The sequence below is a fragment of the Pseudomonas sp. NMI760_13 genome (genome assembly GCF_021283245.1).
GTDB classification, from domain to species: Bacteria; Pseudomonadota; Gammaproteobacteria; order Pseudomonadales; family Pseudomonadaceae; genus Aquipseudomonas; species Aquipseudomonas peradeniyensis.
The window spans coordinates 184,452-207,942 of sequence record NZ_JAJSRC010000002.1 but is presented as its reverse complement, the minus strand read 5'-3'; the positions used below and the strand labels follow the sequence as shown (position 1 = coordinate 207,942).

Sequence of the window (23,491 nt, the reverse complement as noted above, 5' to 3'; positions counted from 1 at the left end):
AGTCTCCATGTCCCTGATCATCACCGACGATTGCATCAACTGCGACGTCTGCGAACCCGAGTGCCCGAACGCCGCCATCTCGCAAGGCGAGGAGATCTACGTGATCGACCCGAACCTGTGCACCCAGTGCGTCGGCCACTACGACGAGCCCCAGTGCCAGCAGGTCTGCCCGGTGGACTGCATCCCCCTGGATGAAGCCCACCCGGAAACCGAAGACGAGCTGATGGCCAAGTACCGCCGGATCACCGGCAAGGCCTGATGCCGTTCGTCGCCGCGCTCCGCCACGCAGCCCTCGGCGCCCTCCTGGCGCTACTGGCCCATGGCGCCCTGGCCGCCGGGCCAGGCCAGGCGGCGATCGCCAGCCCGCACGGTGAAGCCACCGCGGCGGCAAGGCAGATCCTGCAGCAGGGCGGCAACGCCTTCGATGCCGCCGTGGCTATCGGCGCCACGCTGGCCGTTGTCGAGCCCTACGGCTCCGGCCTTGGCGGTGGCGGGTTCTTCCTTCTGCGCGAGAGCGCCGACAGCCCACGCTATGCCTTCCTCGACGCCCGCGAGCGCGCCCCGGCCGCCGCCCGGGCCGACATGTATCTAAAGGACGGCAAGGTACAGCCGGGCCTGTCGGTCAATGGCCCACTGGCCGCGGCGATCCCGGGCCTGCCCCAGGCGCTGGCCGACCTGGCCGCGACCCACGGCAGGCTGCCGCTCAAGGACAGCCTGGCCCCGGCCATTCGCCTGGCCAACCAGGGCTTTGCCGTCGACCGCATCTACCGTGACCGCGCGACCATGCGCCTGAGTGCCCTGCGCGACAATGCCGAAAGCGCCCGGTTGTTCCTTGCCGACAATGACGTACCGGCGCTAGGCACGGTGATTCGCCAGCCGGAACTGGCCGCCACCCTGCTGGCGTTGGCCGAACACGGCCGCGACGGTTTCTATCAAGGCCCGACGGCCCACCGCCTGGTCGAAGGCGTGCGCCAGGCCGGCGGTGTCTGGACCCTCGATGACCTCGCCGGCTACCGCACCGCCTGGCGCGAGCCACTGCGTTATTCACTGGCCGACCAGCGCGAGCTGATCAGCAGCCCGCCGCCCTCGGCTGGTGGCGTGGCCCTGGCCCAGAGCCTGGCCATGCTCCAGCGCCTGCCCTGGCAGAGCGCCGAACCGGTGCAGCGCAGCCATTATGTGATCGAAGTACTGCGCCGGGCCTACCGCGACCGCGGGCTGCTGGGTGACCCGGACTACGTGGCGAACCCCATCAACCGCCTGCTGGGGCGCCAGTACCTGACCGGCCTGGCCGACAGCATCGACGTGCACCAAGCCACCCCCAGCAGCGCCCTGCCCCCCTCACCGGCCTGGCGCGAGGGCGACCACACCACCCACTTCACGGTGATCGACGCCGACGGTAATGCGGTTTCCGCCACGCTGTCGGTCAACCTGCCGTTCGGCGCGGCGTTCAGCGTGCCCGGCACCGGCGTGGTGCTGAACAACGAGATGGACGACTTTGCCGCCGATCCCACCGGCAGCAACAGCTATGGACTGGCCGGCAGCCAGGCCAACGCAGTGGCGGCGGGCAAGCGGCCCTTGTCGAGCATGAGCCCGACCTTCATCGAAAGCCCGAGCCAGTTCGCCAGCTTCGGCACGCCCGGCGGCAGCCGGATTCCGAGCATGGTGCTGCTGTCGGTGATGGGGTTCCTCGAAGGGCGGCCGGTGGCCGCGTGGCCGGCGACGCCGCGCTATCACCATCAGTACCTGCCGGATGTGGTGGAGCATGAGCCGGGGACGTTCAGCGCCGCACAAAAAGCCGAGCTGCAGGCGCGCGGGTATAGGTTGAAGGATGTGGGGCGTAACTATGGCAACCAGCAGGTGCTGTATTGGGACAAGGCTGCCGGGACCGTGGAGGCGGCCAGTGACCCCAGGGGTGTAGGGCAGGCGGCGGTAGTCGACTGATCCGGCCCTATCGCGGGGCAAGCCCGCTCCTACAGATCCCCTGCTACCCCTTGAGGCAGCAAAAATCCTGTGGGAGCGGGTTCACCCGCGAACACCGGCGAAGCCGGTGCCATCCTCCGCGCCACCTTCTTCGCGGGTAAACCCGCTCCCACAGGGCTCGCATGTCACTTAACGCTGGCATTTCGGGCAGAACACGCTCGCCCGCTGCCCCAGCTTCACTTCGCGCAGCTCGGTGCCACACAGCTTGCACGGCTGGCCCCCGCGCCCATAGACGAACAGTTCCTGCTGGAAATACCCCGGCTGGCCATCGCCACCGATGAAGTCGCGCAGGGTGGTCCCGCCCTGCTCGATGGCCGCTGCCAGCACCCGCTTGATCTCGATCGCCAGCTTCAGGTAGCGCGCCCGGGAGATCCCGCCCGCCTCGCGGCGCGGATCGATCCCAGCGGCGAACAGCGCTTCGGTGGCGTAGATGTTGCCCACCCCCACCACCACCGCGTTGTCCATGATGAACGGCTTGACCGCCATCGACCGACCCCGCGACAGCTGGAACAGCCGCTCGCCGTCGAACAGGTCGGTCAGCGGCTCCGGCCCCAGCCGTATCAGCAATTCGTGGTTGAGCGGGTCGAGGCTCCAGAGCATGGCCCCGAAGCGGCGCGGGTCGGTGTAACGCAGCATCAACCCCGACTCGAGCTCGATATCCACATGTTCGTGCTTGGCCGCTGGCAAGCCCAGTTCGACCAGGCGCAGGTTGCCCGACATGCCCAGGTGGCTGATCAAGGTGCCGACCTCGGCGTTGATCAGCAGGTACTTGGCGCGGCGCTCGACGCTGACGATGCGCTGCCCCGACAGACGCACGTCGAGGTCTTCCGGGATCGGCCAGCGCAGGCGCCGGTCGCGCACCACCACGCGGCTGACCCGTTGGCCTTCCAGATGGGGCGCGATGCCGCGCCGCGTCGTCTCGACCTCTGGCAGTTCCGGCATGGCTCAGTGCCCGCCCAATTCGCGGATGTTCTGCTTGAGCTGCTCGAAGTCGTAGTCGGTCAGGCCGATGTAGTCCAGCACCAGCGGGCCAACCATGTTCCACTCGTGGTCGACGGTCTGGTTGCCCAGCACGCGGTAGGACGCACAGATGTGCTCGGACATCTTCAGCACCGCCAGCAGGTTCTTCAGCTGGGTCTGGGTATTGCGCGAGGACTCGTCGCGGAACACCGCCAGGGCGTTGTGGTGGTTGGCGATGGCGGCGCTGATGTGCTCCGGCAGGCGCCAGGACTTGGCGGTGAAATAGCCGACCACCGAGTGGTTGGTGTTGAACACGCGGTTCTCGGTGTCCACCACGCGAATCTCGTCATTGGCCTTGGCGTAGGACTCTTCCAGCACTTCCATGTAGTTGGGGAAGCGCTTGTGCATCAGCGGCACGCCGCAGTCGTGGAACAGGCCCAGGGTGTAGGCCTCGTCCACCGCCTGGATACCGGTGCGCTTGGCCAGGGTCAGGCAGGTCATGGCCACGTCCTGGGCGGTGTCCCAGAACGGGTTGAGGGTGACGATGGTCTCGTCGCTCATCTCGCCCCTGATCGACTGGGCGTTGATCAGGTTGATGATCGAGCGGCTGCCCAGCAGGTTCACCGCGCGCTGGATCGAGCCGATCTTGTTCGCCAGGCCGAACTGCGCCGAATTGACCAGTTTCAGCAGGGCGCCAGACAAGCCCGGATCCTGGCTGATCAGCTTGGCGATGGTCTCGAGGTCCGGGTCGGGCATGTACTGCTCGAACTGCAGGTCGACCATGATCTGCGGCTGCGGCGGGATGGTGATGCCCTGCAGGGCTTGCTGGATCTGTTCGGCGGTAAGTTCCTGGGACATTCGTGCATTCTCGCTGGGGACGGGGGATTCTAACCCTGTACGCCGGCAGGGTAACTATCAGTGGATCGTTGGATCCAAGAATTTCTTTAGCCCCGCGATGATGCCAACGTTTGGTCGCGCCCCACAGCGAAGCCTTGGCCAACACGGTATACTCCCGCTCTTTTTTCCCGGAGCGACGTCATGTCCCTGCCCAGCCTTCGCCTCAAAGCCAATGCCGACCGCCGCCTGCGCGCCGGCCATCTGTGGGTCTACAGCAATGAAGTCGACGTCGCCGCGACCCCGCTGCAAGGCCTGAAGGCGGGCCAGCAGGCCATCCTCGAAGCCGCCAACGGCAAGCCCCTGGGTGTGGTGGCGATGAGCCCGAACAACCTGATCTGCGCCCGCCTGCTGTCGCGCGACATCAAGCTGCCGCTGGACAAGTCGCTGCTGGTGCACCGCCTGAACGTCGCCCTGTCGCTGCGCGAGCGTCTATTCGACAAGCCGTGCTACCGCCTGGTCTACGGCGACTCCGACCTGCTCCCGGGCCTGGTGGTCGACCGCTTCTTCGACATCCTCGTGGTGCAACTGGCCTCGGCCACCATGGACGCGCACAAGGACGACGTCATCGCCGCCCTGGTCCAGGTCCTGAAACCAAGCGGCATCCTGTTCAAGAACGATTCCGCCGCCCGCGACGCCGAAGGCCTCGGCCGCTATGTCGAGACCGTCTACGGCGAAGTGCCAGACTGGGTCGCGCTGGAAGAAAACGGCGTGAAGTTCGAGGCCCCGGTGCGCGAAGGCCAGAAGACCGGCTGGTTCTACGACCACCGCATGAACCGCGCCCGCCTGGCCCCCTACGTCAAGGGCAAGCGCGTGCTGGACCTGTTCAGCTACATCGGTGGCTGGGGCGTGCAGGCCGGCGCATTCGGCGCCAGCGAAGTGTTCTGCGTGGATGCCTCCGGCTTCGCCCTCGACGGTGTCGAGCGCAACGCCGCGCTGAACGGCATCAGCGAGAAGCTGACCTGCATCGAAGGTGACGTGTTCGAAGCCCTGCGCGAGCTGAAGGCCGCCGAAGAGCGTTTCGACGTGATCATTGCCGACCCGCCCGCCTTCATCAAGCGCAAGAAAGACCTGAAGAACGGCGAGGCCGCCTACCGCCGCCTCAATGAACAGGCCATGCGCATGCTGAACAAGGACGGCATCCTGGTCAGCGCCTCGTGCTCGATGCACCTGCCCGAGGACGACCTGAACAACATCCTGCTGACCAGCGCCCGCCACCTGGACCGCAACCTGCAACTGCTCGAGCGCGGTGGCCAGGGACCGGACCACCCGGTGCACCCGGCGATCGCCGAGACCCGCTACATCAAGAGCATCACCTGCCGGTTGCTGCCCAACAGCTAAGCAACGTTTGTTTGAGGCTGCTGCGCAGCCTTTCGCGGCACAAGGCCGCTCCTACAGTGGTTGATTACGCGGTCACTGTAGGAGCGGCCTTGCCGAGGCGTCGGACCGGCCGGAAAGGGCCGCAGAGCGGCCCCGGCTCCCTCAAACGCTCACGCTCATGCCCGTCAACCACTATCGCCTGAAGTCCGGCACCAGTTCCTGCCCATCAATACTGAGCGTCTTGTAACGCGGAGCCACCAGTTTCACCGCACCCTCGCGAATCCCCTTGGCCAGGCCCTCGAGGTTTTCCATCCGGCCGCTCAGGCTGCCCACCTCACGCCACTCGCGCTCCTCCCAGGTGAACACGAACACACTCGATGCATAGGTGTGCCGGGGGATCATCAGCACTTCATTGTGCCCATCACCATCCAGATCGACCGCCCACAAATAGCATCCCTTACCACCGCACTGGCTTTGTCCAAGGGTCGAGTCGGCCAGTGACTCGCTGGTGGATTGCACAGGCCCCAGCCACTCGAACTTCGGACCATGGGTTTCGACCACCTCCGGCCGACGCACCTGCGCCATCAACCCCAGCAATTGCTCGCGGCGCCCCGCATCGAACAGTTCATCGGTTTCCAGCCGCTTCTCCAGTTGCTCGAAGGCTGCACGCCCAGGCTGACCGAGGTCGCGGTACAAGGTCCCGGCATCGAACTCGGTGATTGGCGTGCGTCCACCGAGCAGGCGCTCGACCTGACTCTTCGCACTCAACACCTGCGGGTCGAGCAACGGTGTGTAGAACAGCACTATCAGCACCGCGCTGAGCAAGGCGATCAACGGGTTGCTCAGCCGCAGGCTATTCAGCCAGGCCTGCCGTGAGCTCACCACCGCCCACACCGCCGCCAGGCTGTGCGCCAGCATCACACCCACCAACAGCATGGCCATGATGCGCGACGGGGTCAGGCCGTACTGGTCGATGCGCATCCAGCTGGCATAAGCCGCCAGGCCCACCAGTACCGGCAGGCAGAGCAAGCTGGCTTCGACCAAGCGTTTGAGCGGCGCAGGATAGGCATTGCCCTGATGGCCGTCCTGAAACACGCCATTGGCCAGGAACAGATTGATACCTGCCAGCACCAACAGCAGAGCGGTCGAATAACCCGTGTCCCACACCGGCTGCAGGCCGCTGAAGGGCAGTGTCAGGGTGAACACCACGGCGATCAGCGCACTCAACGGCAACAGGAAGCGACAGAGTGTCAACAGAATGCCGCGCAACAACCCGATGACCTTCTCGTTGTCCCGCCCCATGCGCATCCCCAGGGAGAACACCACCGGCAGCACCAGCCAGAGAAACACCGGGGACTCCACTACATCCGTGACCTGCGGTATGCCGAGCATGCCGAACAGCAACGCACACAACCACAGCAACTGCCAGAACAGGCCGGTCAACAGTTGCGCCAGGAAAAGAATGAACACGTTGTTCCAGGCATGCCGGAACAGGTCCTCATAGCGCGGCCGCCCATTCTCGCGGGTCGGCCAGGCAAGAATGAACGCGGTGCCGATATAGCCCAGCACGATGGCGGCCAGGAACCAGGTCTGCTGCAGCCAGCCCATGCGCCCGCTATCCAGGACCCAGGCACTGATCCCGCTGATCAGCAGGGTCAGGCCCAGCACCAGCCAGCCGGTGCCACGCTGGCGCACCGCGCTGCCGAGCAGTTGCAGGTTCACGCCGGCCACCACCACCGCGGCGCACAGGGCGACCGACAGGTTGAAACCGAGCAGCTCGCCCTGCCCCTTCACGGTGGCGAGCAACACCAGGCCCTGGATCAGGCCGATGACGACATAGAACAATAAGGAGCGGCTAGGCGCTGGCATTGCAAATCCTTTTGGCCAGTGGGACAGGAAGCGCGCAAGTCTACCCAAACCCGCCCGAACCACGCCAAGGCCTTTACCTTGCGGGCTGGCGACAGCCAATTATCACAACGCCATTCCCTCGCGGGCGCGGCGGTGTAGAATCGATCCATTCATCGCCAGACATCCCCGGCGGGTTTATGAGCTCTGGTCGAGCCTGCGGCGATCCCGCGCGGTCTTCGGCCCCCATCCTTGCCAGCGGCAACCGGCCTTCGGCGTTTCAGGACAAGAGAAGCTCACTCCCTATTTACGTGACGTGATTTAGCCGCCAGGAGCGCTCCATGCCTGATTATCGTTCCAAGACTTCCACCCAAGGCCGCAACATGGCCGGTGCCCGTGCCCTGTGGCGCGCCACCGGGATGAAGGACGAAGACTTCAAGAAACCGATCATCGCCATCGCCAACTCGTTCACCCAGTTCGTCCCGGGGCACGTACACCTGAAGGACCTGGGCCAGCTGGTCGCCCGCGAGATCGAACGCGCCGGTGGCGTGGCGAAAGAATTCAACACCATCGCCGTGGATGACGGCATCGCCATGGGCCACGACGGCATGCTCTACTCGCTGCCCAGCCGCGAGATCATCGCCGACGCAGTCGAGTACATGGTCAACGCCCACTGCGCCGACGCCATCGTCTGCATCTCCAACTGCGACAAGATCACCCCCGGCATGCTGATGGCCGCCCTGCGCCTGAACATCCCGGTGATCTTCGTCTCCGGCGGCCCGATGGAAGCTGGCAAGACCAAGCTGGCCAGCCACGGCCTGGACCTGGTCGACGCCATGGTCATCGCCGCCGACTCCTCGGCCTCGGACGAAAAAGTCGCTGAGTACGAGCGCAGCGCCTGCCCGACCTGCGGTTCGTGCTCCGGCATGTTCACCGCCAACTCGATGAACTGCCTGACCGAGGCCCTGGGTCTGGCCCTGCCGGGCAACGGTTCGACCCTGGCCACCCACTCCGACCGCGAGCAGCTGTTCCTCACCGCCGGGCGCACCATCGTCGAGCTGTGCAAACGCTACTACGGCGAGAACGACGAATCCGTACTGCCGCGCAGCATCGCCAACTTCAAGGCGTTCGAGAACGCCATGATGCTCGACATCGCCATGGGTGGCTCGACCAACACCATCCTGCACCTGCTGGCCGCGGCCCAGGAGGGCGAGGTGGACTTCGACCTGCGCGACATCGATCGTCTGTCGCGCAAGGTGCCGCAGCTGTGCAAGGTGGCGCCGAACATCCAGAAGTACCACATGGAAGACGTGCACCGCGCCGGCGGCATCTTCAGCATCCTTGGCTCGCTGGCCCGTGGCGGCCTGCTGCACACCGACCTGCCGACCGTGCACAGCCCAAGCATGGAGGAAGCCATCGCCAAGTGGGACATCACCCAGACCGATGACGAAGCCGTGCACACCTTCTTCAAGGCAGGCCCGGCCGGCATCCCGACGCAAACCGCGTTCAGCCAGTCGACCCGCTGGGAAACCCTCGACGACGACCGCGAGAACGGCTGCATCCGCAGCTTCGAGCACGCTTACTCGCAGGAAGGCGGCCTGGCCGTGCTGTACGGCAACATCGCCCTGGACGGCTGCGTGGTGAAGACCGCCGGTGTCGATGAGTCGATCCACGTGTTTGAAGGCACCGCGAAGATCTTCGAGAGCCAGGACAGCGCCGTGCGCGGCATCCTCGCCGACGAAGTGCAGGCCGGCGACATCGTCATCATCCGCTACGAAGGCCCGAAAGGCGGCCCGGGCATGCAAGAGATGCTGTACCCGACCTCGTACCTGAAGTCCAAGGGCCTGGGCAAGGCCTGCGCCCTGCTAACCGACGGTCGTTTCTCCGGCGGTACCTCGGGCCTGTCGATCGGCCACGCCTCGCCGGAAGCGGCAGCGGGCGGCGCCATCGGCCTGGTGCGCGATGGCGACAAGGTGCTGATCGACATCCCCAACCGTTCGATCAACCTGCTGGTCAGCGACGAAGAGCTGGCTGAGCGTCGCGTCGAGCAGGACAAGAAGGGCTGGAAGCCGGCCGAGGTGCGTCCACGCAAGGTGACCACCGCGCTCAAGGCTTACGCCCTGCTGGCCACCAGCGCCGACAAGGGCGCGGTGCGCAACAAGGCAATGCTCGAAGGGCTGTGAGGCTCTGACGGCATAAAAAAACCGGCGCCTGGTGCGCCGGTTTTTTCATGCCTGTGGCCCCTGCATTGCCCATGCTGGCCCTTTGGGCTGCGTTGCCGCGCTGGGAACTGTCCCCTGTGGGAGCGGGTTCACCCGCGAACACCGGCGCAGCCGGTGCCATACACCGCGCTGGATTCTTCGCGGGTAAACCCGCTCCCACAGGGTCAAGCTAAATCAATAGGTTACGTGTTGTTCCATAGGAGCGGGTTTACCCGCCAATGAGGTCGACACGTTATTGCTGCGCGACCTTTTCCGACTTGCCGTCATAGCGCTTGCGCCACTCGCTGAGGATCTGGTCGCGGTTCTTCGAGGCCCAGGCGAAGTCGTTCTTGATCAGGCGCTGCTCGTAGTCCGCCGGCAACTCGGTCTGCGGCTTGGCGATGCCGGGCGCGGCGAGCACGGCGAAGTTCTCCTTGTACAGCTCCATGGCCGCGGGGCTGGCGGAGAAGTCGGCCAGGCGCCTGGCGGCATCGGCCTTCGGCGAGCCCTTGATCACTGCGGTGGCTTCGATCTCCCAGCCCAGGCCTTCCTTGGGCAGCACGATATCCAGCGGCGCGCCCTGGCGCTTGAGCTGCACGGCCGGGTATTCGAACGAGATGCCGATCGGGAATTCACCGGCGGCGGCCAGCTTGCACGGCTTGGAGCCGGAATGAACGTACTGGCCGATGTTCTGGTGCAGCGCATCCATGTAGGCCCAGCCCTGCGGTTCGCCAAAGGTCTGCAGCCAGGCGCTCACATCCAGGAAGCCGGTGCCGGACGAAGCCGGGTTGGGCATGACGATCTTGCCCTCGTACTCAGGCTTGGTCAGGTCCTGCCAGCTCACCGGCTTGCTCAGGCCCTGCTTCTCGGCCTCGACGGTGTTGAAGCAGAGGGTCGCGGCCCACACGTCCATGCCCACCCAGGCCGGCGGGTTGGCGGCGTCGCGGTAGTTGGGCGAGATCTTGCCCAGGTCCTTGGGCGCATAGGCTTCGAGCATGCCGTTCTGGTCGAGGATGGCCAGGCTGGAAGCGGCCAGGCCCCACACCGCGTCGGCCTGCGGACGTTCCTTCTCGGCCAGCAGTTTGGCAGTGATGATGCCAGTGGAGTCACGCACCCACTTGATCTCGATGTCGGGGTTGGCCTTTTCGAAGGCCTGCTTGTAGCTCTTGAGCTGCTCGGCCTCGAGGGCGGTGTAGACGGTCAGCTGGGTCGCGGCCGAGGCCTGCAGGCTGAAGACGGCGGATACGGCAGCGGCAAGTGCGAGGGGCTTGAACATGATGCGGTTCCTATCAGTGTGGGCAGTCGGTCAATGGCCTGGCGCGCGCTGGCGCCAGGCCTGGGAGCGGCGCAGCAGGCCGCGTGAGGCAGCGGCCAGCAGCAAGGATGCGGCAGCGCTGGTAAGCAGGATCAGGGTCGACATGGCGGCGGCACCGCCAACGTTGCCGGCGTCGTCCATGTTCAGCACGGCGACGGCGGCGAGGATGGTGTCGGGGCTGTACAGGAAGATCGCCGCCGACACGGTGGTCATCGCCGAGACGAACAGGTAGCGGATGATGTCCAGCAGCGCCGGCAGGCAGATCGGCACGGTGACCCGCATGAAGTGCCTGTACAGCGGCGCCTTGAGCGACAGCGCGGCGGCCTCGAACTCGCCGTCGAGCTGGCGCAGGGCGGTGGTGGCGGTCATCTGCGCGGTGGTCAGGTAGTGGGCGATGGTGCACACCACCAGCAGCGCCATGCTGCCGTAGAACACATGCAGTGGGTTGCCATTGAGGTTGAAGAAGAACACGTAGCCCAGGCCCAGCACCAGGCCAGGCACCGCCATCGGGATGAAGCTCAGCAAGCGCAGCAGCTGGTTGAGCATGCGCTGCCCCTGGGTCTTCTCCATCAGGTAGGCGCCGGTGAAAATCACCACGCTGCCGATCAGCGCGGTGCCGATGGCCATGGTCACGCTGTTGCGGTAGGCCAGCCAGCCGCCACCGGCGGTGTCCTCGAACATGTAGTGCTTGAGCGACAGCGACAGGTTGTACGGCCAGAACTTGACCAGCGACGAGTACACCGCCATGCCGATCACCGCCAGCAGTGCCGCGCACACCAGCAGCACGATGGCCAGGAAGCAGCCATCGCGCAGCCTGGAAGGCTTGGGCTCGAACACCTGGGCGCGGCCGCTCATGGCCTCGCCCTGGCGGCGACGCAACCAGGCATCGACGGCGAAGCTGAGCAGCGCCGGCACCAGCAGCACCATGCCGATCAGCGCGCCGCGACCGAACTGTTGCTGGCCGACCACCGCCTTGTAGGCTTCCAGGGCCAGCACCTGGTAATCCCCACCCACCACGACCGGCACGCCGAAGTCGGTGATGGTCAGGGTGAACACCAGGCAGAACGCGGCGAACACCGCCTGGCGCGTGGCCGGCCAGGTGATGCTGAAGAACGCCCGCGTCGGCCCCGCCCCCATGCTCGAGGCCGCATCGAACAGCCTTGCGTCGGCCAGCGACAGCGCCGAGAGCAGGATCATCAGGGCGTGGGGGAAGGTGTAGATGACCTCGCCGAGGACGATGCCCCAGAAGCCGTAGATATTGTCGCTGAGCAGCCCGCGCAGCAGGCCCTGGTTGCCGAACAGGTAGACCAGCGCGATGGCCGGCAGCATCGACGGCGCCAGCAGCGGCAGCAGCGAGATGCCGCGCCACAGGCCCTTGGCCGGGATCAGCGTGCGTTGCAGGGCATAGGCGAACAGGTAGGCCAGCGGCACGACGATGGCGGCGACGGTGAAGGCCACCGACAGGCTGTTGCCGAGCAGCCAATGGAAGTTCTCGCTGGCGAACAGTTCACGGGCAGCTGGCAGGCCGCCGCCCTGCCCGGCTTCAGCGCTGAAGCCGCGCCAGAAGATCGCCAGCAACGGCATCAGCACCGCCAGCACCAGCAGGATCAGCAGCAGGCTCTTGCCACCGATCACGAACAGACGGTCCCCCAGGGCAACACCACTGCGAGGTGCGGCATTGGTTGAGGTGAGCGGCAGGGTCATCGGCGCGGCCATCTCAGGCAAACACCTGCAGGCTCTGCGGCGGCAGGGCCACCCAGATGTCCTGCGAACCCAGGCGCGGCATCGCCTCCGGCGCCAGCTCCGCGAGCAACGCATGGCCCGGGAAGGCCTTGAACTCGAAGCTCATGCGGCAGCGGTTGCCGAGGAAGGTGATCTCGCGAACCTTGGCCGGGAACAGGTTTTCCTCGTGTACCACCGGGTTGACGGTGATCGCCTCAGGTCGGCAGAACAACCGGCCGCTGCTGGCGCCAGCGGCGTTGGCCGCCAGGCGCATGTGCAGGCCGCCGACCTGGGCATGGCTGTCGCCGCTGCGCTGGAACGGCAGCCAGTTGCCCTGGCCGACGAATTCGGCGACGAACGGCGTGGCCGGCTGGTCGTAGATTTCCTGGGGCGTGGCGTACTGCTCGACCTGGCCGTTGTTCATCACGGCGATGCGGTCGGCCATCAGCATGGCCTCGTCCTGGTTGTGGGTGACCATCAGCGTGGTGATGCCCAGCTGGCGCTGCAGTTGGCGCAGCTCGGTACACAGGTGCTCGCGCACGCGAGCGTCCAGTGCCGACATCGGCTCGTCGAGCAGCAGCAGCGACGGTGAGGGCGCCAGGGCGCGGGCCAGGGCCACGCGCTGTTGCTGGCCGCCGGATAGCTGGCCGGGGTATTTCTTTTCACTGCCCGTCAGGCCGACCAGCTCGAGCATTTCGCCGACCCGCTGGCGCGAGGCCTCGCGGTTGCTGCCGGTCAGGCCGTAGGCGATGTTGGCTTCGACGGTGAGATTGGGGAACAACGCGTAGGACTGGAACAGGATGCCGTAGTCGCGGGCCTGGGGTGGCAGCTCGGAGATATCGCGGTCGCCAATGTACAGCGTGCCACGATCCTGGCGCTCGAGCCCGGCGATACAGCGCAGCAGGGTGGTCTTGCCACAGCCCGACGGGCCGAGCAGGCACACCAGCTCGCCGGCGGCGATGTCGAGGGAGACGTCGTTGAGTGCGGTGAAGGCGCCGAAGCGCTTGTGGATACCGCGCACTTTCATCTGTGCGCCTGGAGTGGCGTTGTTCATGGCAAGGCCTCATCGAAGAGATGGGGCCATGCTAGGAGGGCTGTGAGACGGTTGTGTGGCGAAGGGGCAAAAACGAGTGATAGTGGTATTGGTGGATTTTTGTAGCGACCATCCGGTTTTCAGGCGTTAGCTGATAAAAAAAGGGAGGCCACCAGGGCCTCCCTTTTTCTTGACGCAGTGAAACTCAGAACAGTACGCGCGAGCGGATGGTGCCCTTCACGTGCTGCAGTTTCTCCTGGGCCAGGTCCGAGTACTCGGCGTCGACGTCGATGACCACGTAACCCACTTTCTCGTTGGTCTGCAGGAACTGACCGGAGATGTTGATGGCGTTCTCGGCGAACACTTTGTTGATCTCGCTGAGCACGCCCGGGATGTTTTCGTGGATGTGCAGCAGGCGGTGCTTGCCTGGGTGGGCCGGCAGGGCCACTTCCGGGAAGTTGACCGACGACACGGAGGTGCCGTTGTCGCTGTACTTGACCAGCTTCTCGGCCACTTCCAGGCCGATGTTGGCCTGGGCCTCGGCGGTGGAACCACCGATGTGCGGGGTCAGGATCACGTTGTCCAGGCCACGCAGCGGGCTTTCGAACTCTTCGTCGTTGGAGCGCGGCTCGACCGGGAACACGTCGATGGCGGCGCCGATCAGGTGCTTGTCCTTGATCGCGGCGGCCAGGTGGTCCAGCTCGACCACGGTGCCACGGGCGGCGTTGATCAGGATCGAGCCCTTCTTCATCGCGCGGATTTCCTTCTCGCCGATCATCCACTGGGTGGACGGCAGCTCAGGCACGTGCAGCGAGACGATGTCGGCCAGGCCCAGCAGCTCGTGCAGGCTGGTGACCTGTACCGCGTTGCCCAGCGGCAGCTTGGTCAGCGGGTCGAAGAAGTACACCTGCATGCCCAGGCTCTCGGCCAGGACCGACAGCTGGGTGCCGATCGAGCCGTAGCCGACGATGCCCAGTTTCTTGCCACGGATCTCGAAGGAGTTGGCCGCGCTCTTGATCCAGCCGCCACGGTGGCAGGAAGCGTTCTTCTCGGGGATGCCGCGCAGCAGCAGGATGGCTTCGGCCAGCACCAGCTCGGCCACCGAACGGGTGTTCGAGTAGGGGGCGTTGAACACGGCGATACCGCGCTCGCGGGCCGCTGCCAGGTCAACCTGGTTGGTGCCGATGCAGAAGCAGCCGACCGCGACCAGTTTCTTCGCGCAGTCGAAGATCTCTTCGGTCAGTTGGGTGCGCGAACGGATGCCGATGAAGTGGGCATCAGCGATCTTTTCCTTCAGCTCGGCTTCCGGCAGCGAACCAGTGAGGTATTCGATGTTGGTGTAGCCGGCGGCCTTGAGGGTATCGACCGCGTTCTGGTGCACACCTTCAAGAAGAAGGAACCTGATCTTGCTCTTGTCGAGAGAAGTCTTGCTCATCTGCGTAAACCTGTATCCCGGAGAAAAATGGCGAGGAGAGTGGAGCGGCGCGGCGTCGGCCTTAGCACGAACGGCGGGAGGGCTATGCTAGCATACGCGACACAACCTGAGCTTATCCCGACAGGTGAAGCGTGCTCAGGGTGACTATGAATAAGTCGAGAGTTCCGGCGATGACCCAGTCCGTGGTAATTGATGAGCTGATGACCCTGGTCGACCCTGGCAAGGTCCTCACCGACCCGGCCTCGCTCGAGGCCTACGGCAAGGACTGGACCAAGCACTACCCGCCGGCGCCGAGCGCCATCGTCTTCCCCAAGTCCGTCGAGCAGGTGCAGGCCATCGTGCGCTGGGCCAACCGGCACAAGGTCGCCCTGGTGCCGTCGGGCGGGCGTACCGGGCTGTCGGGCGCCGCCGTGGCCGCCCATGGCGAGGTGGTGGTGGCCTTCGACTACATGAACCAGATCCTCGCCTTCAACGAATTCGACCGTACCGTGGTCTGCCAGCCGGGGGTCGTCACCCGCCAGTTGCAACAGTTCGCCGAGGACCAGGGCCTCTACTACCCGGTGGACTTCGCCTCGAGCGGCTCCAGCCAGATCGGCGGCAATATCGGTACCAACGCCGGCGGGATCAAGGTGATTCGCTACGGCATGACCCGCAACTGGGTGGCCGGGCTGAAGGTGGTCACCGGCAAGGGTGAGCTGCTCGAGCTGAACAAGGACCTGATCAAGAACGCCACCGGCTACGACCTGCGCCAGCTGTTCATCGGCGCCGAAGGCACCCTGGGCTTCGTAGTCGAGGCGACCATGCGCCTGGACCGCGCGCCGCGCAACCTCACCGCCATGGTGCTGGGCACGCCCGATTTCGACGCGATCATGCCGGTGCTGCACGCCTTCCAGGGCAAGCTTGACCTGACGGCCTTCGAGTTCTTCTCCGACAAGGGCCTGGCCAGGATCCTCGCCCGGGGCGATGTGCCCGCACCGTTCGAGACCGACTGCCCGTTCTATGCGCTGCTGGAGTTCGAAGCCAGCACCGAGGAGGTGGCCAACGAAGCCCTGGCCACCTTCGAGCACTGCGTCGAGCAGGGCTGGGTACTGGACGGGGTGATGAGCCAGAGCGAGACCCAGCTGAAGAACCTGTGGAAGCTGCGCGAGTACCTGTCCGAGACCATCTCCCACTGGACGCCTTACAAGAACGACATCTCGGTCACCGTATCGAAGGTGCCGGCGTTCCTGCGCGATATCGACGCCACCGTCGGCGAGCACTACCCGGACTACGAAGTGGTCTGGTATGGCCACATCGGCGACGGCAACCTGCACCTGAACATCCTCAAGCCCGACCACATGACCAAGGACGACTTCTTCGCCTCCTGCGCCAAGGTCAACAAGTGGGTGTTCGAGATCGTCGAACGCTACAACGGCTCGATCTCCGCCGAGCATGGCGTGGGCATGACCAAGCGCGACTACCTGGGCTACAGCCGCTCGCCGGAGGAAATCGCCTGCATGAGGGCGATCAAGGCGGTGTTCGACCCGAACGGCATCATGAATCCGGGTAAGATCTTCGCTCCCGAATAAAAAGCAGTATTCACAGGAGTCGGCCATGAGTTACCAGCACCAGTACGTAGACGGCACGCGCATCCACTTCCCGCTGGGCAAGGTGGTATGCATCGGCCGCAACTACGCCGAGCATGCCAAGGAACTGGACAACCCCATCCCCAGCGAGCCGCTGCTGTTCATCAAGCCCGGCAGCTGCGTGGTGCCCCTGGAAGGCGGCTTCAAGATTCCGACCGAGCGTGGCTCGGTACATTACGAGGCGGAGATTGCCGTGCTGCTGGGCAAGCCCCTGTCCACCCACCCTTCCGAGGAAGAGGTGCTCGACGCCATTTCCGGCTTCGCCCCGGCGCTGGACCTGACCCTGCGCGATGTGCAGGCGAAACTGAAGGAAAAGGGCCTGCCCTGGGAGCTGGCCAAGTGCTTCGACGGCGCCTGCGTGCTGCCGCCGTTCGTGTCGGCCGGCACCTTCGAGGACCTGACCGACATCGGCATCCGCCTGAGCATCAACGGTGAGGTGCGCCAGGACGGCAACAGCGCGTTGATGCTCAATCCGATCGTACCGATGATCCAGCACATGGCCGCGCACTTCTCCCTACAGGCCGGCGACGTCATCCTCACTGGCACCCCGGCGGGCGTGGGGCCGTTCAATGTCGGCGATGAGCTGGTGCTGGAACTTCCCGGTGCAAGCCGGTTCGAAGGCCGGGTGCTTTGACTCCGGGCGACGACGGTGCAATGCCGTCGTCGCTGCTTGTGCCGGTGGGATTTGTCGTTTTTTTCACAATTGATCCGGATAATTCGTCTATTAACCTTCATTTGCCGACAGTGGCGACCACGCTGCCGCCTACTTTCAGGATCTCCATTCGATGACCAATCCTTCCAGCGCATCCCTTCCGCCAAAGCGACGCCTGATCACCCGCTGGTCGCTGTGGCTGCTTGCGCTGGCGATCATCGCCTATGGCCTGGTGGTAGCCATGCACTGGGATGACCGTGGCCTGCTGTGGATAAAGGAAGGCTTCGAAAGCCAGACCGAGCGCCAGGAAAGCATCTGGCTGCCGGATTACGTGGCCGACATCGATGCCAAACCGTTGCCGGGGATGGAGCGTGACGAGGCGTCGGACCTGGCGTTCAATCCGCACACCCGTACCTTGTTCGCGGTCATGGGCAAGCACCCGTTCCTGGTCGAACTCAACCTCGACGGTGACGTGCTGCGCAAGATCCCGCTGGTGGGCTGGTCCAATCCGGAAGGCGTGGCGGTCCTCGAGAACGGCCAGATCGCCATTGTCGACGAGCGCAACCATGATCTGACACTGGTCAAGGTGGATGCCGCCACGACATCGCTGAACCGCGCCGACTACCAGCCCTACGACCTGGGCGATACGGAGGATGGCAACAAGGGCTTCGAGGCCATTGCCTGGGACCTGATCCGGCAGCGACTGATCATTGGTGCCGAGCGGCCACCGAAGATGTTCATCTGGAGCACCGATGGCCACGGCCCGCTCAAGGGCGACAAGCAACCGCTGCCCAGTGACGAACTGGACCTGCGCAACCTGTCCGCGCTGGGCATCGACCCGCGCACCGGGCACCTGCTGGCTTTGTCGGCGGACTCCAACATGCTGCTCGAGCTGGACGAGAAGGGTGAGCAGGTCAGTTTCATGACCTTGCTGGGCGGCTTCAATGGCCTGGCTGACACCATTCCCCGGGCAGAAGGGGTGGCAATGGATGACCAGGGCAACCTGTACATCGTCAGCGAGCCCAACCTGTTCTATCGCTTCAAAAAGCACTGATCGATCAGATATTTCTGATGGTGGCATTAAGCTTTGCTTCAGTTGATAGTGGTTAGATACGTGCTCCTTTCGCCGAGTCCGACCGCATGCGCCGCCACCTTCGCCTGATCTTAGCCTTCATCGTGCTTGTTGCCCTGCTCGTCCTGGGCGCCGCCGGGCATGAGTTCCGCCTGTTCGAGCGCGGCTGGTTCAACCTCAAGACCTGGTGGCAGCCGGCCGAGCAGAGCATCGGCCTGGATCGCTACCAGGTGGCGATCGAAGCGCAGCCCATCGTCGGGCTGGACGATGACATCTCGGCGCTGACCTACGATCCCGACCGCAAGAGCCTGTTCACCGTCACCAATGCCCGCTCGGAGCTGATCGAGCTGTCGCTGGACGGCCGCATCCTGCGCCGTGTTCCACTGACCGGCTTCGGCGACCCCGAGGCGGTGGAGTATGTAGGGCCCAACAGCTACGTGATCACCGACGAGCGCCAGCAGCGGCTGATTCGCGTGCGTCTTGACGATGACACCCTGTTCCTCGACGCCAGCGATGCCGAGCAGCTGTCCCTGGGCATCGGCCTCAATGGCAACAAGGGTTTCGAGGGGCTGGCCTACGACTCGGCGGGCAAGCGCCTGTTCGTGGCCAAGGAACGGGACCCGATGATGATCTACGAAGTCCATGGTTTCCCTCATGACAATCCCGACAAGCCCTATGCGGTGCATGTGGTACAGGACCGCAAGCGTGACCGGCGCTTGTTCGTGAGGGATTTGTCGAGCCTGCAGTTCGACGAGCGCAGCGGGCATCTGCTGGCGCTGTCGGACGAGTCACGGCTGGTGCTGGAGCTGGATGTGAAGGGCAAACCGCTGAGTACGCTGTCGCTGCGCAAGGGGTCTCAGGGTTTGAAGCAGACCGTGCCGCAGGCGGAGGGGATTGCGATGGATGACGCCGGGACCATCTATCTGGTCAGCGAGCCGAACCTGTTCTATGTGTTCAAGCAGCCGGCTGATTGATTGCCTGGGCTGGCGCTATCGCGTTTACGTCTACCCCTGTAGGAGCGGCCTTGTGCCGCGAAAGGGCCGCAAGGCGGCCCCGGCAATCTTTGTTCAACGCTGAAATCTGGGGCTGCTACGCAGCCCTTTCGCGGCACAAGGCCGCTCCTACAAGGATCGCGCAAGGCTTGTTTACTCGGCCTTGAGGGTTTTCACGCCTTCAGCGGTCCCCAGCAGCAGCACATCCGCCGGACGCGCCGCGAACAGGCCATTGGTGACCACGCCGACGATGGCGTTGATCTGGCTCTCCAGCTCCACCGGGTTGGTGATCTGCAGGTTGTGCACATCCAGGATGACGTTGCCGTTGTCGGTCACCACGCCTTCACGGTAGACCGGGTCGCCGCCCAGCTTGACCAGCTGGCGCGCGACATGGCTGCGGGCCATCGGAATCACCTCGACCGGCAGCGGGAAGGCGCCCAGTACCGGCACCAGCTTGCTGGCGTCGGCGATGCAGATGAAGGTCTTGGCCACCGCCGCGACGATCTTCTCGCGGGTCAGGGCCGCGCCGCCGCCCTTGATCAGGTTGAGGTGGGCGTCGCTCTCGTCGGCGCCGTCGACGTAGAACTCCAGCTCGCTGACGCTGTTCAGCTCGTAGACCGGGATACCATGCCCCTTCAGGCGCTGGGCGGTGGCCTCGGAGCTGGCGACGGCGCCGTCGAAGGCGGTCTTGTGCTGGGCCAGGGCGTCGATGAAGAAGTTGGCGGTCGAACCGGTACCGACGCCGACGACGCTTTTCTCATCCAGTTTCGGCAGGATGAGATCGACGGCGGCCTGGGCGACGGCCTGTTTGAGTTGGTCCTGGGTCATGCGGGCTCCGGGAGGGGCTGGGCGGATTTCAAAGTTGCCTAGTATAACGGCTCCCACGGCTTTGCTGTGGTCGCCCGACGTGACGCTGCGGTAGACTCCCAGCCCTTGTCCCGCGGCCCAGTGATGCTTTCCGATGCTCGAACAGTACGTCAAGAAGATCCTCACCTCGCGCGTCTACGACGTTGCCGTCGAAACCCCGCTGCACAGCGCCGGGCAGTTGAGCAAGCGCCTGGGCAACACGGTGCTGCTCAAGCGCGAGGACCTGCAGCCGGTGTTCTCGTTCAAGATCCGCGGGGCCTACAACAAGCTGGCGCAACTGAGCGCCGAGGAACTGGCCCGCGGCGTGGTCACCGCCTCCGCCGGCAACCACGCCCAGGGCCTGGCCCTGGCAGCGCGGGAGCTGGGGATCAAGGCGACCATCGTCATGCCCAAGACCACCCCGGAGATCAAGATCGAAGGCGTGCGCTCCCGGGGCGGCAAGGTGGTGCTGCACGGTGACACCTTCCCCGAGGCGCTGGCCTACTCGCTGAAGCTGGTGGAGGAAAAGGGCTTCGTCTACATCCATCCCTACGACGATCCGCACACCATTGCCGGGCAAGGCACGGTGGCCATGGAAATCCTGCGCCAGCACCCGGGCCAGCTGGACGCGATCTTCGTGCCGGTCGGCGGCGGCGGGCTGATCGCTGGCATCGCCGCGTACGTGAAATACCTGCGCCCCGAGATCAAGGTGATCGGCGTCGAGCCGGACGACTCCAACTGCCTGCAGGCGGCCATGGCCGCGGGTGAGCGCGTGGTGCTGCCACAGGTCGGGCTGTTCGCCGATGGCGTGGCGGTGGCGCAGATCGGCCAGCATACCTTCGACATCTGCCGTCACCATGTGGACGAGGTGATCACCGTCAGCACCGACGAAATCTGCGCAGCGATCAAGGATATCTACGACGATACCCGCTCGATCACCGAACCTGCCGGCGCGCTGGGCGTAGCCGGCATCAAGAAGTACGTCGAGCTCAAGGGCGTCGCCGGGCAGACCCTGGTGGCCATCGACTCGGGCGCCAACGTCAATTTCGACCGCCTGCGCCATGTGGCCGAGCGCGCTGAACTGGGCGAGAAGCGCGAGGCGATCATCGCCGTGACCATCCCGGAGCGTCCGGGCAGCTTCAAGGCCTTCTGCGAAGCCATCGGCAAGCGCCAGATCACCGAATTCAACTACCGCAAGCACACCTCGGACGAGGCGCATATCTTCGTCGGCGTGCAGACCCACCCGGAAACCGACCCGCGCGCGGTGTTGGTCCAGCAGTTGATCGAGCAAGGCTTCCCGGTTACCGACCTGACCGACAACGAGCTGGCCAAGCTGCACATCCGCCACATGGTCGGCGGCCACTCGGCCGGGGCCAGCGACGAGATGGTGCTGCGCTTCGAGTTCCCCGAGCGGCCGGGTGCGCTGTTCAACTTCCTCAACAAGCTGGGTGGGCGCTGGAACATCTCGATGTTCCACTACCGCAACCACGGCGCCGCCGATGGCCGGGTGGTCGCGGGCCTGCAGGTGCCGGAGGACGAGCGCCACCTGGTGCCGGCGGCGCTGGCCAAGATCGGCTATCCGTACTGGGACGAGACCGAGAACCCGGCTTACCGGCTGTTCTTGGGTTAACTGACTAAGCTGGGCGTATGGTCCTTCGCGGGTAAACCCGCTCCCACAAGGTTGGCGCGTCACCTGTGGGAGCGGGTTTACCCGCGAAGAGACGGGCGCGAATTACCCTGCTGAAGGACGATGAAGACATGGAACACCTGACCACCCTCAAGATCCTGCACATCCTCGCCACTGCCCTGTTGCTGCTGGGCGGCCTGGGCCTGGCGACCTGGACTGTCCGCGCCCGCCGCCAGGGCGATGCCGAGGCCTACGGCAAACTGTTGCGCCGACCGCTGGTGTTCGTCTGGCTGCTGATGGGGCTGTGCCTGGTGAGCATGCCGTTCACCGGCTGGTGGCTGGTGCACCTGGTCGGCTGGCCGCTGGGGCAGACCTGGGTACTGGCGTCCAGCGTCATCTATACGCTTGGCGCGCTTGCCGTGTGGTGGCTGGTGGTACGCCTGAACCGGCTGCGCAAGGCTGAAACCGTGGGTTTGAAGTTCACCTTGGCATTGGCGGTGTTCAGTGGCGTCTGCTTCCTGTCCATTGCCGGCTTGATGGGCGCCAAGCCGATCTGAGACAGCAGGAGGGCTCCGCCCTCCCTCGCGGCACAAGGCCGCTCCTACAAGCAATCACAGCCCCCTGTAGGAGCGGCCTCGTGCCGCGAAAGGGCCGCAAAGCGGCCCCGCGCCCTCAATCGCGCAACGAAATAACCTGCCACCCCCGCCGCTCGGCCTCGACCCGCAGCCTCGGATCCGGATCCACCGCCACCGGGTTCGCCACCACCTCCAGCAACGGCACATCGTTCAGCGAGTCGCTGTAGAAGTAGCTGCCTTCCAGATCGAACCCGTTCTCCAGCATCCAGCGCGCAAGCCGCGTCACCTTGCCTTCACGGAAACAAGGTATATCGGTGCTACGCCCGGTATAGCGACCATCGCGCACCTCGCACTCGGTCGCCAGCAAGGTACGCACACCCAGGCGGCGGGCGATGGGCGCGGTGACGAAGCGGTTGGTGGCGGTGATGATCACCAACTGGTCGCCGGCCTCGCGATGCTGGCGCAGCAGGGCTTCGGCCCTGGGCAGGATGATCGGCTCGATGCAGTCGCGCATGAACTCGCGGTGCCATTGCTCCAGCTGCGCAGGTTCGCTGGACGCGAGGATCTCCATGGAGAAGGCCAGGTAGGCCTGCATGTCCAGGGTGCCGTTGAGGTAGTCCTGGTAGAAGGCGTCGTTGCGTTGCTTGTAGGCGACCGGGTCGAGAATGCCCCGCTCGCACAGGTAGTCACCCCAGGCGTGGTCGCTGTCGCCACCGAGGAGGGTATTGTCCAGGTCGAATAAAGCCAGGCGCATCGCGGTCACTCGCATCAGCCACGGAAGAGCCCCGCAGAATACGGAGTTTTCACCTCGCTGCACATAAGCTTGGCGGGCGCGTTGCTGCGCGCTCAGGCTTTGTGGAACAATGCGGTGACATGCGTTTGCGAGGTTGCTGCCGTGATCGACCCGGATGGTTTTCGCCCCAATGTCGGGATCATTCTCACGAATGATGCCGGGCAGGTGCTATGGGCTCGGCGGATCAACCAGGATGCCTGGCAGTTCCCCCAGGGTGGCATCAACCCTGACGAGACGCCGGAAGATGCCCTGTACCGCGAGCTGAACGAAGAAGTGGGCCTGGAACGCCAGGACGTGGAAATTCTTGCCTGCACCCGTGGCTGGTTGCGTTATCGTTTACCCCAGCGCCTGGTGCGCACCCACAGCCAGCCGCTGTGCATCGGCCAGAAACAGAAGTGGTTCCTGCTGCGCCTGGTGAGCAATGAGCAACGGGTGCGCATGGACCTCACCGGCAAACCGGAATTCGATGGCTGGCGCTGGGTCAGCTACTGGTATCCGCTGGGCCAGGTGGTGACATTCAAGCGCGAGGTATACCGTCGCGCCCTGAAAGAGCTAGCCCCGCGCCTGCTGACGCGCGACTGACGACGGAGTCCGACCCCGAGCC

20 protein-coding genes are annotated in these 23,491 nt (G+C 64.9%); 11 read left to right on the top strand and 9 right to left on the bottom strand.

What is annotated here, in order from left to right; genetic code table 11:
* Positions 1-7: 7 nt before the first annotated feature.
* Together LU671_RS02790 and ggt are read left to right on the top strand one after the other, a co-directional pair.
* Positions 8-259: a YfhL family 4Fe-4S dicluster ferredoxin gene (locus tag LU671_RS02790; protein WP_011531711.1), complete on the top strand. Its 252-nt coding sequence runs from the start codon at positions 8-10 to the stop codon at positions 257-259.
* A complete protein-coding gene (gene ggt / locus LU671_RS02785; RefSeq protein WP_232854887.1) occupies positions 259-1,941 on the top strand; it encodes a gamma-glutamyltransferase in 1,683 nt (560 codons plus the stop codon). The genes LU671_RS02790 and ggt overlap by 1 nt, the downstream gene beginning before the upstream one ends.
* Before the next feature lie 168 nt (positions 1,942-2,109).
* Here the strand turns inward: ggt and mutM are convergent, their stop codons facing one another.
* Both mutM and LU671_RS02775 read right to left on the bottom strand, forming a co-directional pair.
* Positions 2,110-2,922, bottom strand: coding sequence for a bifunctional DNA-formamidopyrimidine glycosylase/DNA-(apurinic or apyrimidinic site) lyase (gene mutM / locus LU671_RS02780; protein ID WP_232854886.1), 813 nt, complete (start codon positions 2,920-2,922; stop codon positions 2,110-2,112).
* Between the two features lie 3 nt (positions 2,923-2,925).
* On the bottom strand, positions 2,926-3,744 hold the full coding sequence (locus tag LU671_RS02775) for an HDOD domain-containing protein (RefSeq protein WP_232854953.1): 819 nt from the start codon (positions 3,742-3,744) through the stop codon (positions 2,926-2,928).
* Positions 3,745-3,978: 234 nt separating this feature from the next.
* On the opposite strand from LU671_RS02775, the gene LU671_RS02770 reads away from it, so the two are divergent.
* Positions 3,979-5,175, top strand: a complete 1,197-nt coding sequence (locus tag LU671_RS02770) for a class I SAM-dependent rRNA methyltransferase (protein WP_232854885.1) — start codon at positions 3,979-3,981, stop codon at positions 5,173-5,175.
* A gap of 171 nt (positions 5,176-5,346) precedes the next feature.
* On the opposite strand, the gene LU671_RS02765 is transcribed toward LU671_RS02770, so the two are convergent.
* On the bottom strand, positions 5,347-7,023 hold the full coding sequence (locus tag LU671_RS02765; RefSeq protein WP_232854884.1) for a DUF4153 domain-containing protein: 1,677 nt from the start codon (positions 7,021-7,023) through the stop codon (positions 5,347-5,349).
* A gap of 317 nt (positions 7,024-7,340) precedes the next feature.
* Between LU671_RS02765 and ilvD the strand changes: the two genes are divergently transcribed.
* On the top strand, positions 7,341-9,182 hold the full coding sequence (ilvD, locus tag LU671_RS02760; protein ID WP_232854883.1) for a dihydroxy-acid dehydratase: 1,842 nt from the start codon (positions 7,341-7,343) through the stop codon (positions 9,180-9,182).
* Positions 9,183-9,453: 271 nt separating this feature from the next.
* Here the strand turns inward: ilvD and LU671_RS02755 are convergent, their stop codons facing one another.
* The 4 genes from LU671_RS02755 to serA all read right to left on the bottom strand — a co-directional run bounded on the left by LU671_RS02755 (position 9,454) and on the right by serA (position 14,705).
* Positions 9,454-10,476 carry a putative 2-aminoethylphosphonate ABC transporter substrate-binding protein gene (locus LU671_RS02755; RefSeq protein WP_232854882.1) on the bottom strand — a complete coding sequence of 341 codons (1,023 nt, stop codon included), beginning with the start codon at positions 10,474-10,476 and terminating at the stop codon, positions 9,454-9,456.
* Positions 10,477-10,506: 30 nt separating this feature from the next.
* Positions 10,507-12,231 carry a putative 2-aminoethylphosphonate ABC transporter permease subunit gene (locus LU671_RS02750; protein ID WP_232854881.1) on the bottom strand — a complete coding sequence of 575 codons (1,725 nt, stop codon included), beginning with the start codon at positions 12,229-12,231 and terminating at the stop codon, positions 10,507-10,509.
* A gap of 1 nt (position 12,232) precedes the next feature.
* Positions 12,233-13,291, bottom strand: a complete 1,059-nt coding sequence (locus LU671_RS02745; RefSeq protein ID WP_203648586.1) for a putative 2-aminoethylphosphonate ABC transporter ATP-binding protein — start codon at positions 13,289-13,291, stop codon at positions 12,233-12,235.
* A 184-nt stretch (positions 13,292-13,475) separates the two neighbouring features.
* Positions 13,476-14,705, bottom strand: a complete 1,230-nt coding sequence (gene serA, locus LU671_RS02740) for a phosphoglycerate dehydrogenase (RefSeq protein ID WP_203648588.1) — start codon at positions 14,703-14,705, stop codon at positions 13,476-13,478.
* Positions 14,706-14,875: 170 nt separating this feature from the next.
* On the opposite strand from serA, the gene LU671_RS02735 reads away from it, so the two are divergent.
* The 4 genes from LU671_RS02735 (at position 14,876) to LU671_RS02720 (ending at position 19,028) form a co-directional block, all read left to right on the top strand.
* Positions 14,876-16,273: an FAD-binding oxidoreductase gene (locus LU671_RS02735; RefSeq protein ID WP_232854880.1), complete on the top strand. Its 1,398-nt coding sequence runs from the start codon at positions 14,876-14,878 to the stop codon at positions 16,271-16,273.
* Positions 16,274-16,298: 25 nt separating this feature from the next.
* Positions 16,299-16,964 (top strand): fumarylacetoacetate hydrolase family protein, encoded by a 666-nt coding sequence (locus LU671_RS02730; protein WP_232854879.1) that lies wholly within the window; start codon positions 16,299-16,301, stop codon positions 16,962-16,964.
* 151 nt (positions 16,965-17,115) lie between these two features.
* Positions 17,116-18,036 carry an SdiA-regulated domain-containing protein gene (locus tag LU671_RS02725; RefSeq protein ID WP_203648594.1) on the top strand — a complete coding sequence of 307 codons (921 nt, stop codon included), beginning with the start codon at positions 17,116-17,118 and terminating at the stop codon, positions 18,034-18,036.
* Positions 18,037-18,122: 86 nt separating this feature from the next.
* Entirely contained in the window at positions 18,123-19,028 is a 906-nt protein-coding gene (locus LU671_RS02720; protein WP_232854878.1) for an SdiA-regulated domain-containing protein, read from the top strand.
* Between the two features lie 171 nt (positions 19,029-19,199).
* On the opposite strand, the gene rpiA is transcribed toward LU671_RS02720, so the two are convergent.
* Positions 19,200-19,874: a ribose-5-phosphate isomerase RpiA gene (gene rpiA, locus LU671_RS02715; protein ID WP_011536226.1), complete on the bottom strand. Its 675-nt coding sequence runs from the start codon at positions 19,872-19,874 to the stop codon at positions 19,200-19,202.
* 133 nt (positions 19,875-20,007) lie between these two features.
* Here rpiA and ilvA point away from each other — a divergent pair, with 133 nt between their 5' ends.
* Both ilvA and LU671_RS02705 read left to right on the top strand, forming a co-directional pair.
* Positions 20,008-21,522 carry a threonine ammonia-lyase, biosynthetic gene (gene ilvA, locus LU671_RS02710; RefSeq protein ID WP_203648598.1) on the top strand — a complete coding sequence of 505 codons (1,515 nt, stop codon included), beginning with the start codon at positions 20,008-20,010 and terminating at the stop codon, positions 21,520-21,522.
* A gap of 128 nt (positions 21,523-21,650) precedes the next feature.
* Positions 21,651-22,076, top strand: coding sequence for a DUF2269 family protein (locus tag LU671_RS02705; RefSeq protein WP_232854877.1), 426 nt, complete (start codon positions 21,651-21,653; stop codon positions 22,074-22,076).
* A 115-nt stretch (positions 22,077-22,191) separates the two neighbouring features.
* Here the strand turns inward: LU671_RS02705 and LU671_RS02700 are convergent, their stop codons facing one another.
* Positions 22,192-22,848, bottom strand: coding sequence for an HAD family hydrolase (locus tag LU671_RS02700; protein WP_232854876.1), 657 nt, complete (start codon positions 22,846-22,848; stop codon positions 22,192-22,194).
* A 141-nt stretch (positions 22,849-22,989) separates the two neighbouring features.
* Here LU671_RS02700 and LU671_RS02695 point away from each other — a divergent pair, with 141 nt between their 5' ends.
* Positions 22,990-23,469: an RNA pyrophosphohydrolase gene (locus LU671_RS02695; protein ID WP_028688498.1), complete on the top strand. Its 480-nt coding sequence runs from the start codon at positions 22,990-22,992 to the stop codon at positions 23,467-23,469.
* Positions 23,470-23,491: the final 22 nt, after the last annotated feature.